The 14,539-nt window shown below is 39.8% G+C and carries 15 protein-coding genes; 14 read left to right on the forward strand and 1 reads right to left on the reverse strand.

Annotated elements, in window-relative coordinates; genetic code table 11:
* Nucleotides 1-121: 121 nt before the first annotated feature.
* The 9 genes from yajC to gap all read left to right on the forward strand — a co-directional run bounded on the left by yajC (nt 122) and on the right by gap (nt 9,685).
* Entirely contained in the window at nt 122-442 is a 321-nt protein-coding gene (gene yajC / locus SNAG_RS01250) for a preprotein translocase subunit YajC (protein WP_025168480.1), read from the forward strand.
* A gap of 48 nt (nt 443-490) precedes the next feature.
* Nucleotides 491-934 (forward strand): low molecular weight protein-tyrosine-phosphatase, encoded by a 444-nt coding sequence (locus tag SNAG_RS01255; RefSeq protein WP_096405933.1) that lies wholly within the window; start codon nt 491-493, stop codon nt 932-934.
* A complete protein-coding gene (locus tag SNAG_RS01260) occupies nt 921-1,334 on the forward strand; it encodes an MORN repeat-containing protein (protein ID WP_096405935.1) in 414 nt (137 codons plus the stop codon). Before SNAG_RS01255 ends, SNAG_RS01260 begins: the two co-directional genes overlap by 14 nt.
* Before the next feature lie 296 nt (nt 1,335-1,630).
* On the forward strand, nt 1,631-4,282 hold the full coding sequence (gene adhE / locus SNAG_RS01265) for a bifunctional acetaldehyde-CoA/alcohol dehydrogenase (RefSeq protein ID WP_096405936.1): 2,652 nt from the start codon (nt 1,631-1,633) through the stop codon (nt 4,280-4,282).
* Nucleotides 4,283-4,406: 124 nt separating this feature from the next.
* The gene (locus SNAG_RS01270) at nt 4,407-5,327 is read left to right on the forward strand and encodes a helix-turn-helix domain-containing protein (protein ID WP_096405938.1); all 921 of its coding nucleotides are present in this window, start codon (nt 4,407-4,409) and stop codon (nt 5,325-5,327) included.
* Between the two features lie 132 nt (nt 5,328-5,459).
* The gene (locus tag SNAG_RS01275) at nt 5,460-6,371 is read left to right on the forward strand and encodes a helix-turn-helix domain-containing protein (RefSeq protein ID WP_096405939.1); all 912 of its coding nucleotides are present in this window, start codon (nt 5,460-5,462) and stop codon (nt 6,369-6,371) included.
* Nucleotides 6,372-6,546: 175 nt separating this feature from the next.
* Entirely contained in the window at nt 6,547-7,230 is a 684-nt protein-coding gene (locus SNAG_RS01280) for an ABC transporter ATP-binding protein (protein ID WP_096405941.1), read from the forward strand.
* On the forward strand, nt 7,199-8,500 hold the full coding sequence (locus SNAG_RS01285) for an ABC transporter permease (RefSeq protein WP_172842375.1): 1,302 nt from the start codon (nt 7,199-7,201) through the stop codon (nt 8,498-8,500). The genes SNAG_RS01280 and SNAG_RS01285 overlap by 32 nt, the downstream gene beginning before the upstream one ends.
* Nucleotides 8,501-8,677: 177 nt before the next feature.
* Entirely contained in the window at nt 8,678-9,685 is a 1,008-nt protein-coding gene (gap, locus tag SNAG_RS01290) for a type I glyceraldehyde-3-phosphate dehydrogenase (protein ID WP_000260681.1), read from the forward strand.
* A 78-nt stretch (nt 9,686-9,763) separates the two neighbouring features.
* Here the strand turns inward: gap and SNAG_RS01295 are convergent, their stop codons facing one another.
* Nucleotides 9,764-10,639, reverse strand: a complete 876-nt coding sequence (locus SNAG_RS01295; protein ID WP_096405943.1) for an RluA family pseudouridine synthase — start codon at nt 10,637-10,639, stop codon at nt 9,764-9,766.
* An 86-nt stretch (nt 10,640-10,725) separates the two neighbouring features.
* Between SNAG_RS01295 and pbp2a the strand changes: the two genes are divergently transcribed.
* The 5 genes from pbp2a (at nt 10,726) to SNAG_RS01320 (ending at nt 14,495) form a co-directional block, all read left to right on the forward strand.
* On the forward strand, nt 10,726-12,921 hold the full coding sequence (gene pbp2a / locus SNAG_RS01300; protein WP_096405944.1) for a penicillin-binding protein PBP2A: 2,196 nt from the start codon (nt 10,726-10,728) through the stop codon (nt 12,919-12,921).
* A 52-nt stretch (nt 12,922-12,973) separates the two neighbouring features.
* The gene (rpmG, locus tag SNAG_RS01305) at nt 12,974-13,126 is read left to right on the forward strand and encodes a 50S ribosomal protein L33 (protein ID WP_001809375.1); all 153 of its coding nucleotides are present in this window, start codon (nt 12,974-12,976) and stop codon (nt 13,124-13,126) included.
* Between the two features lie 9 nt (nt 13,127-13,135).
* Entirely contained in the window at nt 13,136-13,312 is a 177-nt protein-coding gene (gene secE, locus SNAG_RS01310; RefSeq protein ID WP_000505776.1) for a preprotein translocase subunit SecE, read from the forward strand.
* 52 nt (nt 13,313-13,364) lie between these two features.
* Nucleotides 13,365-13,901, forward strand: coding sequence for a transcription termination/antitermination protein NusG (gene nusG / locus SNAG_RS01315; protein WP_096405946.1), 537 nt, complete (start codon nt 13,365-13,367; stop codon nt 13,899-13,901).
* A 120-nt stretch (nt 13,902-14,021) separates the two neighbouring features.
* Complete coding sequence (locus tag SNAG_RS01320; RefSeq protein WP_096405947.1) at nt 14,022-14,495, forward strand: transcriptional regulator; 474 nt, start codon at nt 14,022-14,024, stop codon at nt 14,493-14,495.
* The last annotated feature ends 44 nt before the right edge of the window (nt 14,496-14,539 follow it).

Consider the following 14,539-nt stretch of genomic DNA (forward strand, 5'->3'; position numbering starts at 1 on the left):
AATCAGAGTGAAAACTCTGATTTTTTATAACCATAAAAACAAGGCACAACCTTGTAAAAGTAGCTGAAATTTGATATAGTAGTCCTATGTAAAATACAAAGGAGAAAATACTATGGAAAATATTAGTCCAAATTTAACATTTGTGATCATGCTTGTAGGTATGTTTGCCTTGATGTTCTTTATGCAACGTTCTCAAAAGAAACAAGCACAAAAGCGTATGGAAAGCTTGAACAAGCTTCAAAAAGGCTATGAAGTGATCACAATCGGTGGACTCTACGGAACAGTGGATGAAGTAGATACTGAGAAACGAACAATCGTACTGGACGTAGATGGTGTTTATTTGACTTTTGAATTAGCTGCTATCAAGACAGTGTTGCCCCTCAAAGAAGCTGTGACACCAGAAGGAGCAGTTATCGACGAAAGTGGAGCAATCGAAGAATAAAACGGGATCCTATCACTCCCGTTTTTCTATGATATGAGAGGAAAAGGGATGAAAAAAATAGTATTTGTGTGCTTAGGAAATATCTGTCGCAGTCCTATGGCAGAGTTTGTGATGAAGTCCATGACGAGTGATTATCAAGTTGAGAGTCGTGCAACTTCGTCTTGGGAACATGGCAATCCGATTCATAAGGGAACGCAAGGGATTTTCCAGCAGTATCAGATTCCTTATGACAAAGACAAAACATCGCTTCAGATTGGCAGAGAAGACTTTGAGTCGTTTGATTATATTATCGGTATGGATGCTTCAAACGTTGCAGATTTGCGTCAAATGTGTCCTCAGGAACAAGAGCACAAGATTTATGCTTTTGCATCTGAAAGTGTTCCAGATCCATGGTACACAGGAGATTTTGAGGAAACCTATGCACGCATCACAAGTGGATGCCAAAGCTGGTTAGACCGTTTAGAAAATGAGAATGACAATGGAAAAGTTTAAAGAAATCTTCGAAAAATATCGAGTATATCTAACTCGCTCGCGTATAGAGATTGCAACCGTTCTTCTAATCGCTATCTGTGCCGTATCAGTTTTTCTACTAAACATACCAAAAAAAGGAGTACTGATACTTGACAATGGTGCGCTTGTTTATGATGGAACCTTGGTAAGAGGAAAGATGAATGGTCAGGGGACTATGACTTTTGAAAACGGGGACCAATACACAGGAGAGTTCAATAATGGGGCTTTCAATGGTAAAGGAACCTTCCAGTCCAAATCTGGCTGGAAATACGAAGGCGATTTTGTAAACGGCCAGGCCGAAGGTCAAGGGAAATTGACAACCGAGCAAGAAGTTGTCTATGAAGGAAGCTTTAAACAAGGCGTTTTCCAACAAAAACAATAACCTCCTGATTAGGGGGTATTCTTACAGACGAAAAAGAAAGCGCTTACCAGAATGCTTGTTAGAGAAGACCCCTCAATGTAGAAAAAGTTTGTGAAATAAAAATATTTTTATTCTAATTTCACAATCATTAGAGTAAAATCCCGTAGCACCGCGATATTGATAATAAATTCACAAATGAATAAAATTTCTTTGTGAAATCTACATGAAACTGTTTACAAAGTCTGAAAAAAGAGTTATAATAAACTTGTGAAAAAATTAACAAAGGGTTTAAATCCTTTAAGGCTATGGAGGAAAATATGGCTGATAAAAAAACTGTAACACCTGAGCAAAAACAACTCGCTGCTGAAAAGCATGTAGACGGACTAGTACAAAAAGCTTTGGTTGCGCTTGATGAAATGCGCAAGTTGAACCAAGAACAAGTTGACTACATCGTAGCGAAAGCTTCGGTTGCAGCTCTTGATGCGCACGGTATCCTAGCACAACACGCAATTGAAGAAACTGGTCGTGGTGTATTTGAAGATAAGGCGACAAAAAACCTTTTTGCCTGTGAACATGTTGTGAATAACATGCGCGGAGTTAAAACTGTCGGAGTTATCGAAGATGATCCCGTTACAGGATTGACTAAGATTGCAGAACCTGTCGGTGTTGTGTGTGGTGTCACTCCAACAACAAACCCAACATCAACAGCAATTTTCAAATCATTGATTGCTTTGAAAACACGTAATCCAATCGTGTTTGCCTTCCACCCATCAGCTCAAGAATCTTCTGCCCATGCAGCACAAATCGTTCGTGATGCGGCAATCGCAGCTGGAGCTCCTGAAAACTGTGTTCAATGGATTACAGAGCCATCTATGGAGGCAACTGGAGCGCTTATGAACCACGAAGGTATTGCGACTATCCTTGCAACTGGTGGTAATGCCATGGTTAAGGCTGCTTACTCATGTGGGAAGCCAGCTCTTGGGGTAGGTGCCGGAAACGTTCCAGCCTATGTAGAAAAATCTGCCGACCTTCGTCAAGCTGCCCATGACATCGTTATGTCTAAATCATTTGATAATGGTATGGTCTGTGCATCAGAGCAAGCGGTTATCATTGATAAAGAAGTGTATGACGAATTTGTAGAAGAATTCAAATCATACCACACTTACTTTGTAAACAAAAAAGAAAAAGCCCTTCTTGAAGAATTCTGTTTCGGTGTGAAAGCAAACAGCAAAAACTGTGCTGGTGCTAAACTAAATGCCAACATCGTTGGTAAACCAGCAACATGGATTGCAGAACAAGCAGGATTCAGCGTTCCAGAAGGAACAAACATCTTGGCTGCAGAATGTGCAGAAGTAGGACCAAAAGAACCATTGACTCGTGAGAAATTGTCACCAGTTATTGCTGTCCTAAAAGCTGAAGACACAGAAGATGGTCTTACAAAAGCTCGTCAAATGGTTGAGTTTAACGGACTTGGTCACTCAGCAGCTATCCATACAAAAGACGAAGAGCTTGCTAAACGCTTTGGTACAGAAATCAAAGCTATGCGTATTATCTGGAACTCTCCATCTACTTTCGGTGGTATTGGTGATGTTTACAATGCCTTCATCCCATCATTGACACTTGGATGTGGTTCATACGGACGCAACTCAGTTGGTGATAACGTGAGCGCTATTAACCTTCTAAACATCAAGAAAGTAGGGAAACGTAGAAATAATATGCAATGGTTTAAAGTTCCTTCAAAAATTTACTTCGAACGCAACTCTATCCAATATCTTCAAACATGTGAAGATATTGAGCGCGTTCTGATTGTTACAGACAAATCTATCGAAAAACTTGGCTTTGTTCAACGTGTTATTGATCAATTGAACGCACGTAGCAACCGTGTAACTATTCAAGTCTTCTCAGATGTTGAACCAGATCCAGACATCACAACTGTAGAACGTGGTGCTGAAGTGATGAAAGCATTTGAACCAGATACAATTATCGCTCTTGGTGGTGGTTCTCCAATGGACGCTGCGAAAGTGATGTGGCTCTTCTACGAACAACCAGAAATCGACTTCCGTGACTTGGTTCAAAAATTCATGGATATCCGTAAACGTGCCTTCCGCTTCCCATCACTTGGTAAGAAAGCGAAGTACATCGGTATCCCAACAACTTCAGGTACAGGTTCAGAAGTAACACCATTTGCCGTTATCTCTGACAAGAAAAACAACCGCAAATACCCATTGGCTGACTACTCATTGACACCAACGATTGCGATTGTTGATCCTGCTTTGGTTGAATCAGTTCCAGACTTCATCGCAGCTGACACTGGTATGGACGTCTTGACTCACGCTACTGAAGCTTACACTTCAAACTTTGCCAACGACTACACAGACGGTATTGCGCTTCAAACAATCAAACTTGTCTTTGAATGGTTGGAAAAATCTGTTAAGACAGCTGACCCAGAAGCACGTGAAAAAATGCATAATGCGTCTACAATGGCTGGTATGGCCTTCGCCAATGCCTTCCTTGGTATGAGCCACTCAATGGCCCACAAGATCGGTGGTGTTCACCATACTGTTCACGGACGTACAAACGCAATCTTGCTTCCATACGTTATCCGTTACAACGGAACTCGTCCATCTAAGACGACTACATGGCCTAAATACAACTACTGGAAAGCTGATGAGAAATTCCAAGACATCGCGAAAATGCTTGGCTTGCCTCACTCAACTCCAGAAGAAGCAGTTGAAGCATACGCTAAAGCTGTTTACGAACTTGGTGTTGCAGTAGGTATCAAGATGAACTTCAAGGATCAAGGGATTGATGAAAAAGCTTGGAAAGACAGCTTGCATGAAATTGCCTTGCTTGCTTATGAAGACCAATGTTCACCTGCTAACCCTCGCTTGCCAATGGTAGCTGACATGGAAGAAATCATGGCAGATGCTTACTATGGTTATGCAGAACGTCCAGGACGTCGTAAATAATCGTTTATCAGCCTAGAGACAGGAGAAATCCTGTCTCTTTTTTGTACATTTTTTTGAAAAATGGTATAATAAGCGTATATATTTATTTGAAAATCAAACATTTTTATGGCATTGTGAGGAAGACATGGGACAAGTGAATGAATTAGGAGAGAAGGTACGAATCCTTAGAGAGGAGAAAGGTCTTAGTCGTCCAGTTTTTTGTGGGGATGAGTCAGAATTGTCAGTCCGTCAGTTGGTCCGCATCGAAAAAGGAGAATTTCGTCCTACGATAAAAACACTAGAATATATAGCGAATACACTAGGTATTCCATCTTATGTCTTGATGCCAGACTATAAGGAATTACCCAAGCGTTACCAAGAATTAAAGTACTTTCTTCTTCATCATCCTGACTACGGCGACAAAGAGTTGCAGGAACAGAAGGAAGAATATTTTGATGAGATTTTTGAATATTTTTATGATGGTTTGCCACATGATGAGAAAGTGCTAGTGGATTGTCTTCAAGCTATAGATGCAGTGAGAGCGACTGGTAATTCCTTGTATGGTGATAGTGTGCTTGAGAATGGTTTACAAGATTTACTATCCAGAGATGTATATAAGGCTGAGGATTTATTGAAATTGAGGCTGTATTTTGTATGTAAGTTAATGGATGGTTTAAACGAGGGTGAGATAAAAAAGTCTGAGCATGAAACTATTCTTTATTTTCATGATAAATTAAGTTCTCAGGTTGATAAGATAGAGTTCGATTGTTTGGACTTACTTAGAGACTCCTTGTTAGCTTCTTTAACTTGTATAGAGATTATGGGGCTATTTCATTATTTTAAGAGAGCAGTTGAGACCTTAAATAGAATAGGACAGAAAACACGAGATTTTCAAAAACAACCGATTGTCTTGATGGTGGAGTGGAAATATTATATTCAGACGGATTATGAAACAGCCAAACAAAAGTATGAAGAAGCAAAAATGATGGCAAGGATGTTTGGCAATGAGAAGTTAATTGTTAGTTTAGATAATGAATGGGCCGAGGATCTAGAAAGATATCGTTAAAGGGTTTATAGGAGTGACATTTCTGTTATAGGGAATGTCTCTTTTTGTACATTTTTTGATAAAATGTTATAATAAATGCATATATTTGTTTGAGTATCAAAGTTTTTGGAATGATCCTAGAGGTAAAGAGAAGTGAATGAATTAGGAGAGAAGGTACGAATCCTTAGAGAGGAGAAAGGTCTTAGTCGTCCAGTTTTTTGTGGGGATGAGTCAGAGTTGTCCGTTCGTCAGTTGGTCCGCATTGAAAAAGGAGAATTTCGTCCTACGATAAAAACACTGGAATATATTGCGGATAGGCTAGGTATTCCATCGTATGTCTTGATGCCAGACTATAAGGAATTACCCAAGCGTTACCAAGAATTAAAGTACTTTCTTCTTCATCATCCTGACTATGGAGACAAAGAGTTGCAGGAACAAAAGGAAGAATATTTTGATGAGATTTTTGAGAGTTTTTATGATGATTTACCACGTGATGAGAAAGTGATAGTGGATTGTCTTCAAGCCATAGATGCAGTGAGAGCGACTGATGATGAACAGTATGGGCTTGCGCTAGTAGATGAGTATTTGGACGAACTTTGTAATCAAAGTGAGTTTTCGTTTTCAGACCTTTTGAAAATTCGATTGTATTTTTTATGTAGTTATTTAGAAAATATAAAAAAAGGATACTTATCTATTAGCGAGCAGATAAAACTTCAATCAATGTTTCAAAAGGTTTGTGATAAAGTAGAGAAAAGTAATACCGAAGATTTATTTCTAGTTCGAGACGTATTATTTGCAGGATTAGGTAGTTGTGAACTGCTTAACAACCTAGAGTTATTTAAGTTGGCGGTGGAAAAACTCAATTGGATTGCTGAAAAAACACGAGATTTTCAAAAACAACCGATTGTCTTGATGGTGGAGTGGAAATATTATATTCAGACGGATTATGAAACAGCCAAACAAAAGTATGAAGAAGCAAAAATGATGGCAAGGATGTTTGGTAATGAGCAGTTACTCATTAGTTTAGATAATGAATGGGCCGAGGATCTAGAAAGATATCTTTAAATGCTTTATAGGAGTGACATTTCTGTCATTGGGGAAATGTCACTTTTTTGTTACAATGGATTCGAAAAAAGAAGGAATTTTTTTGAATCTGATTCTGTTAGATTAATTTATATTAGCATTGTTTATTGTAGTTTGTATCGGTACACGATAACACAAGTGATTAAAGGAGATTATAATGTCTATTTTATCCATGAAAAATATTTCAAAATTTTACGCTTTGGACGGCAAACATAAAGAGCAGGCTCTAAGAAATATTAATCTACAGATTGCAGAAGGAAAAATTACAGCGATTTATGGTCCGTCAGGCTGTGGCAAAACCAGTCTATTGAATATTATCAGTGGTCTTGATAGAGAGTATGAGGGAATTTTAGCTTTTAAAGGGGAGTCTCTCAGAGAACTATCGGAGATTGAATTAACTCAATTCCGTAAAGATAATATTGGATTTGTCTTTCAAAACTTCAATCTCATTCCTCACCAGTCTGTTTTGGACAATGTTAAGTTGCCTCTCTATGTCAAAGATTTATCCGATAAAGAAATGACAAGGATCGCTCAGGAGCAACTTCATAGTCTAGGGATGGAGCCTTTTATGGCTAAGAATGTAAAACAGCTTTCTGGTGGGCAAAAGCAACGTGTAGCCATTGCACGTGCTTTGGTCAATCAACCAGATATGATTGTAGCTGATGAGCCAACTGGGTCACTCGATTCTCAATCTCAGGAGATGGTTTTGGAAGTGTTCAAAAATTTGGCCCAAGCTGGGAAAACAGTTCTGATTGTTACTCATAACCCGGAGGTTGCTGAGTATGCAGATGTGATTATCAAAATGAAGGATGGTGAAGTCGTTGAAGAAGTCAAAAAATAAAGGATTATCCTTTAAAAATAAATTCAAGCTTTCTTTAAGTAACTTTATGGAAAGAAAGTGGCGTAACTTGTTGATTGCAGTAGCAACCTCGATTGGTTTTGTAGGCGTGTTGATTTCTTTTGGTTTAGGAAATGCCTTGATTTCGATGATTGATGAAAATACCAACGGGGGCAAGCTTCCTTCCCAAGTTCAGATTGCACTGAATTCTAGTGTTGCTGGAAGAGGTTTTCTAAACCAAGATGATAAGAACTACATCACAGATACGATTGGGAAAGAAAATATTAAATATCTAGAGAGTCCTTTTGGTATGACCATGTCAAAGATCAGCATAGACGGACACGAAGTGGATTTTAGCCAAGCCCTGCCTTCTTATGCTCAAATCGTGAGTTTATATGAAGATACAAGTATTTCTGTTAGTAGCAATGAAAAAGAAAAAGTGCTAGCAGGCTCTCTTTATACGGATGTTAACGAGCAGGGATTGACGATTCCGATGAGTTTGCTCAAAAATTGGAATGAACAAACCGGGAACAATCTGACGGCTAGTGATGTGATTGGTAAACCAGTATCGGCAACCATTGTAGAAAATGCTGCTGAAGGTAGCAAGTTGGCAGGTTTTCAGACTCATATTGTGCGTGTCATCAATGACGAAGATGATACAGAAGATAGTAATAGTTTTATGGCATCCAAGCAGATAGAAACGATTTTAAAAGAAGCTGAATTCACAAAGGCCGTATCCTATTTTATTTTGGAGCTTAAAGACCCATCTCGTACGAAAACAGTAACAGAAGAATTGCAGAAAAATAAGAAGTATACAGTTCTCTCTCAACAGGCTGTTCTTGATATTGTGATTACCTTTATTCGTGTCATCCAGGGATTACTGATTGTGCTTTCTTCACAAGCGATTGTGGTGGCAGCAGTTATGATAGGCATCATCATTTATATCAATATCATGCAACGTTCTAAGGAAATCGGTGTCATGAAGGCTGTTGGCTATCAAAATAGAGATGTGAAAGGAATCTTTATCTACGAAGCTCTTTGGATTGTAGGAATTGCCTTGTTTATAGCTTTCATCATTGCTCAAGGGATAGGCAGTCTAGCGAATGTTATTGTTCACCATTTCTATCCATCAATCTCTAAAGTTTTTGAATTAAATCTTCTCTCTATTTTAGGGACTTTGGTTTTTGCTTTGTTTCTTGGCTATATTTCTGCCTTCTTCCCAGCACGTAAGATTAGCAAAATGGATCCAGTGGAATCCTTACGCTATGAGTAGAGAAAGAAATTACAGAGGCATCCTATCAAAAAGAAACTGACATAGAAAATCAAGGTCAGCACTTGCAATTAAGCTCAAATAGTTATATAATAGGTTCGTTGAAAGGTGATTTGTAGTGATTCAAGTTACTCTTTTCACAATAAAAATTTCATGATTTTCATAAGGAGGAAATCACTAATGGTAGTTAAAGTTGGTATTAACGGTTTCGGCCGTATCGGTCGTCTTGCTTTCCGCCGTATCCAAAACGTAGAAGGTGTTGAAGTTACTCGCATCAACGACCTTACAGATCCAGTTATGCTTGCTCACTTGTTGAAATACGACACAACTCAAGGTCGTTTCGACGGTACTGTAGAAGTTAAAGAAGGTGGATTCGAAGTTAACGGTAAATTCGTTAAAGTTTCTGCTGAACGTGATCCAGAACAAATCGACTGGGCTACTGACGGTGTAGAAATCGTTCTTGAAGCAACTGGTTTCTTTGCTAAGAAAGATGCAGCTGAAAAACACCTTAAAGGTGGAGCTAAGAAAGTTGTTATCACTGCTCCTGGTGGAAACGACGTTAAAACAGTTGTATTTAACACTAACCACGACGTTCTTGACGGTACTGAAACAGTTATCTCAGGTGCTTCATGTACTACAAACTGCTTGGCTCCAATGGCTAAAGCTCTTCAAGACAACTTCGGTGTTGTTGAAGGATTGATGACTACTATCCACGCTTACACTGGTGACCAAATGATCCTTGACGGACCACACCGTGGTGGTGACCTTCGCCGTGCTCGTGCTGGTGCTGCAAACATCGTTCCTAACTCAACTGGTGCTGCTAAAGCTATCGGTCTTGTAATCCCAGAATTGAATGGTAAATTGGACGGATCTGCACAACGCGTTCCAACTCCAACTGGATCAGTTACTGAATTGGTAGCAGTTCTTGAAAAGAACGTTACTGTTGATGAAGTAAACGCAGCTATGAAAGCAGCAGCTAACGAATCATACGGATACACTGAAGATCCAATCGTATCTTCAGATATCGTAGGTATGGCTTACGGTTCATTGTTCGACGCAACTCAAACTAAAGTTCTTGATGTTGACGGCAAACAATTGGTTAAAGTTGTATCATGGTACGACAACGAAATGTCATACACTGCACAACTTGTACGTACTCTTGAATACTTCGCAAAAATCGCTAAATAATTCATGAGTTGATAAAAGCAAGACTAATAGGTCTTGCTTTTTCTATTTTTAGATAAAACAAAATGGATGATTTAGCGGTCATCCATTCTTTTTTAATTCTCTCTCAAATGTATCAGAAAGGGCAGTGAAGCTCAACTTTTCTAAGGTGAGTGGATGGGTAAGGGATAGTCGGAAGGCATGGAGCATGAGCCGGCTTGTCTTTGATTGACTATTATAGAGAGGGTCGCCTAGGATAGGGTGTTTATGGTGAGAGAGGTGAACACGAATCTGATGCGTTCGACCGGTCTTTAGTTTGCAACGAACAAGAGAAGTCTTATTTGGAAATTGTTTTAATCGACTTAACTGTGTTTCAGCATATTGCCCATTTTTGGAATCTACCACTCGTTTTCTGCGATCATGTCGATCGCGACCAATTTTATCTCGGAAGATAAGTTTTTTACTCCCTACTTGCCCCTCTACGAGTGCCCAGTACTCACGAGCGATTTCCTTTTTCTCCAACAAACGATTAAGAATGGGAAGGATAAAAGGATTTTTTGCAAAAAGCACTAGGCCGCTTGTTTCCATATCCAGACGATGAACAATATAGCAAGTTTGACCAACGTAGGCAGAGACGTGGTTGAGAAGGGCGATTTCATCTGGTTGATTGCCGTGTGTTTTCATGCCTTCGGGTTTGTTGACAACAATGAGATGTTGATCTTGATAAATTTCTTGAACGAGGTCTGGCTTGCCCCAAAGAATTTCCTTTGGGGGATAATCTTCCTCGTCAAAAGTCAATTGGCAAATATCCCCTGACTTGACCATCTCGTTCCAGTGAACTTCTTCGTGGTTAATTAAGATGTTCTTCTTTATTCTCAAAAAATGACGGATCTTTCTGGGAATGAGGAGTTGTTCCTCTAGGAATTGCTTGACCGTCATTTGAGGCAAGGATTCGGGTAGTGTAAATATGAATTGCATACAGATATTGTAACAAAAAAAGCCCTATTTGGATAGGGAGTAGCTAAATTCTTGAGTTCCTATGGTGAAGATGATAAAATAAACGCATGAAATTAGATAAATTATTTGAGAAGTTCCTTTCTCTTTTTAAAAAAGAAACGAGTGAATCAGCAGAGTCTGATTCTACTAGTATGCGTCGTTCACGGAGCGATAGAAAAAAATTAGGCCATGTAGGTCCGATTCGGAAATTTTGGCGTCGCTATCATTTAACAAAAATTGTGCTTATCATCGGATTGAGTACAGGATTGTTGGTGGGCACCTATCTGTTTGCTATAGCCAAGTCTACTAATGTTAATGACTTGCAGAGTGCCTTGAAAACAAGAACTCTGATTTTTGACCGCGAAGAAAAAGAGGCTGGCGCCCTATCCGGTCAAAAGGGAACTTATGTTGAGTTGACGGATATAAGTAAAGACTTGCAGAATGCTGTCGTCGCGACAGAGGACCGTTCCTTCTATAAAAATGACGGGATTAACTATGGTCGTTTCTTCCTAGCTATTGTAACAGCAGGTCGTTCTGGAGGCGGTTCTACCATCACCCAACAGTTGGCGAAAAATGCCTATCTGTCTCAGGACCAAACCGTTGAACGGAAGGCCAAGGAGTTTTTCCTAGCTTTAGAGTTGACAAAGAAATACAGCAAGGAGCAAATCCTTACTATGTACCTCAATAACGCCTACTTTGGGAATGGTGTCTGGGGTGTAGAGGATGCGAGTAAGAAATATTTCGGTGTATCGGCTGCAGAATTAACCCTTGATCAAGCGGCAACTCTAGCTGGGATGCTCAAGGGGCCAGAGTTGTATAATCCTTTGAATTCCATTGAAGATTCAACTAACCGCAGGGATACGGTGCTACAAAATATGGTTGCAGCAGGCTATATTGATAAAAATCAAGAAACGGAAGCAGCTGGAGTAGATATGGCTTCTCAACTCCAAGATAAGTATGAAGGTAAGATTTCTGATTATCGTTATCCATCCTATTTTGACGCGGTTGTCAACGAGGCAGTCTCTAAGTACAATCTAACAGAAGAAGAGATTGTCAACAACGGTTATCGAATCTATACAGAACTTGACCAAAACTATCAAGCAAACATGCAGGTTATTTACGAAAACACTGCGCTATTTCCAACGGCAGAAGACGGAACGCATGCCGAATCAGGTAGTGTTGCTCTAGAGCCTAAAACGGGTGGAGTGCGTGGAGTTGTTGGTCGCGTAGCTGGTGATGACAAATCAGGCTTCCGTAATTTTAACTATGCAACTCAGTCTAAACGCAGTCCAGGTTCGACGATTAAGCCTTTGGTCGTTTACACTCCAGCCGTGGAATCTGGATGGGCTCTGAACAAGCAACTGGACAACCACACCATGCAGTATGACAGTTATCAAGTAGACAACTATGCTGGCATTAAGACTTCTCCTGAAGTACCTATGTATCAAGCCTTGGCAGAATCACTCAACCTACCAGCGGTTGCGACTGTAAATGATTTGGGGATCAATAAGGCTTTTGAAGCTGGAACGAGATTTGGTCTGAATATGGAGAAAGTTGACCGCGTTCTCGGAGTTGCCCTAGGTGGAGGAGTAGAGACAAATCCTCTCCAAATGGCACAAGCCTATGCAGCCTTTGCTAACGAAGGTCTGATGCCCGAGGCGCATTTTATCACTCGTATCGAAAATGCCAGCGGTCAGGTCATTAAGAGTCATAAGAACTCTCAAAAACGAGTGATTGATAAGTCGGTAGCCGATAAAATGACTAGTATGATGCTAGGAACATTTACTAATGGGACAGGGATTAGTTCATCGCCAGCAGATTATGTCATGGCAGGGAAGACAGGTACTACTGAGGCTGTTTTCGATCCGGAATATACCAGTGACCAGTGGGTGATTGGTTATACTCCAGATGTGATAATTAGCCACTGGCTTGGCTTCCCAACGACAGATGAGAACCATTATCTAGCAGGTTCAACCTCAAATGGAGCAGCCCATGTCTTTAGAAGTATGGCTAATACCATTTTGCCCTACACTCCAGGTAGCACTTTTACAGTTGAGAATGCTTATAAACAAAATGGGATTGAACCAGAAAATACGAAGCAGCAAGTCGTTGAAAATGAAACAAATCAGACGGAAGATCCGCTAGGAGATATTCGTAGTCGTGCTCAAAATCTTGTAGATGAAGCAGGCCGGGCAATTTCAGAAGCCAAGATAAAAGAAAAAGCTCAGACAATATGGGACTCAATCCTCAATCTATTTCGCTAAGAGGCTTGTCAAAGCCTAGGTTTCTTGTTATAATAGATAAGATGGAGGCGTTATGGCACTAAAAAAAGCAAGCCTAGCATGTGCAGTTTGCGGTTCAAGAAATTACTCAATCAAAATTAGTGGGAACCCCAAGCCAACACGACTAGAAGTAAATAAATTTTGTAAACATTGTGGAAAATATACAACACATAGAGAAACGAGATAGGAGAGAACGATGGGTTTTATTAAGGATATTTTTAAACTTCTTAAAGAAACAACTTGGCCAACTCGCAAAGAAAGCTGGAGAGATTTTCGCTCTATTATGGAATATACAGCCTTCTTTGTGGTCATCATTTACATTTTTGACCAGTTGATTGTTTCAGGTTTGATTCGATTTATTAACATTTTTTAGAAGAAAAGCGGAGAACTTCTGCTAGCTTTCTTCTATTATGAAAGGAAATATCATGGATAGTTTTGACAAGGGATGGTTTGTTCTACAAACTTATTCTGGCTATGAAAATAAGGTAAAAGAAAATCTATTGCAACGTGCGCAAACTTATAACATGTTGGATAATATTCTACGCGTTGAGATTCCAACACAAACTGTGCAAGTTGAGAAAAATGGAAAGAAAAAAGAAATTGAAGAGAATCGCTTTCCGGGTTATGTCCTTGTAGAAATGGTCATGACAGATGAAGCATGGTTCGTTGTTCGAAACACACCTAACGTAACAGGATTCGTCGGGTCACACGGGAACAGATCAAAACCAACTCCACTATTGGAACAAGAAATCCGTGATATTCTGGTTTCAATGGGACAAACTGTTCAGGAGTTCGACATTGACGTTGAAGTTGGTCAAACCGTCCGCATCATTGATGGTGCTTTTGCAGACTGCACAGGTAAAATTACTGAAATTGATAACAACAAAGTGAAGATGATGATTTCTATGTTTGGTAATGATACGATTGCAGAAGTGAATCTCAACCAAATTGCAGAATTATAACCCCCGAGAGGCTATGCCTCTCTTTTTATGTGCCGTTGAGGGCGGAAGAAGTATAGAATAGAGGAAAGAGCCCCATAGGCTCTCGCATTCTGCTAGACTAAAGGCAGAAAGGAGAGATCTATGAATCTAAAAGAATTGTACGAAGAAAGCAAAGGGATTGTCCATAAGTGTCGGAAAGATTATCACCTCCATCTGTGGGAGAAAGAGGACTGGGACCAGGAAGGTATGATGTGCCTGTATGAGTTGGTCAGTCACCATCCAGAGTTACTAGCGGGTGAACGTCACCAACTATATGTATATTTCAAAACCAAGTTTAGAAATCGTATCCTAGATTACATCCGTAAACAGGAAAGTCACAAGCGTCGTTTCGATAAAGAACCCTATGAGGAGGTAAGCGAGATTAGTCACCGCTTAGGAGAAAAAGGGCTGAGACTGGATGATTATTATCTCTTTCACGAACTTCTGAAGACATACAAATCCGAGCAGAGTAAGGAAAAACAAGAGTTGGTGGACCGTCTCATGGGAGGAGAAATCTTCAGAGGACGCAAGGCCCTACTGAGGGAGCTTTCTATCGTCTTCCAAGAATTTGTATAGGTTTGAAAAAAGTTCTTGACAAAGGGAGAAAAGTAGGTATAATA

This window comes from Streptococcus sp. NPS 308 (assembly GCF_002355895.1).
GTDB lineage: Bacteria > Bacillota > Bacilli > Lactobacillales > Streptococcaceae > Streptococcus.

Coding starts and splice junctions, on each gene's coding strand:
- SNAG_RS01255 (WP_096405933.1), top strand. CDS start 491: ATGAAAAAAATAGTATTTGTGTGCTTAGGAAATATCTGTCGCAGTCCT.
- SNAG_RS01260 (WP_096405935.1), top strand. CDS start 921: ATGGAAAAGTTTAAAGAAATCTTCGAAAAATATCGAGTATATCTAACT.
- adhE (WP_096405936.1), top strand. CDS start 1,631: ATGGCTGATAAAAAAACTGTAACACCTGAGCAAAAACAACTCGCTGCT.
- SNAG_RS01270 (WP_096405938.1), top strand. CDS start 4,407: ATGGGACAAGTGAATGAATTAGGAGAGAAGGTACGAATCCTTAGAGAG.
- SNAG_RS01280 (WP_096405941.1), top strand. CDS start 6,547: ATGTCTATTTTATCCATGAAAAATATTTCAAAATTTTACGCTTTGGAC.
- SNAG_RS01285 (WP_172842375.1), top strand. CDS start 7,199: ATGGTGAAGTCGTTGAAGAAGTCAAAAAATAAAGGATTATCCTTTAAA.
- gap (WP_000260681.1), top strand. CDS start 8,678: ATGGTAGTTAAAGTTGGTATTAACGGTTTCGGCCGTATCGGTCGTCTT.
- SNAG_RS01295 (WP_096405943.1), bottom strand. CDS start 10,639: ATGCAATTCATATTTACACTACCCGAATCCTTGCCTCAAATGACGGTC.
- pbp2a (WP_096405944.1), top strand. CDS start 10,726: ATGAAATTAGATAAATTATTTGAGAAGTTCCTTTCTCTTTTTAAAAAA.
- rpmG (WP_001809375.1), top strand. CDS start 12,974: ATGGCACTAAAAAAAGCAAGCCTAGCATGTGCAGTTTGCGGTTCAAGA.
- secE (WP_000505776.1), top strand. CDS start 13,136: ATGGGTTTTATTAAGGATATTTTTAAACTTCTTAAAGAAACAACTTGG.
- nusG (WP_096405946.1), top strand. CDS start 13,365: ATGGATAGTTTTGACAAGGGATGGTTTGTTCTACAAACTTATTCTGGC.
- SNAG_RS01320 (WP_096405947.1), top strand. CDS start 14,022: ATGAATCTAAAAGAATTGTACGAAGAAAGCAAAGGGATTGTCCATAAG.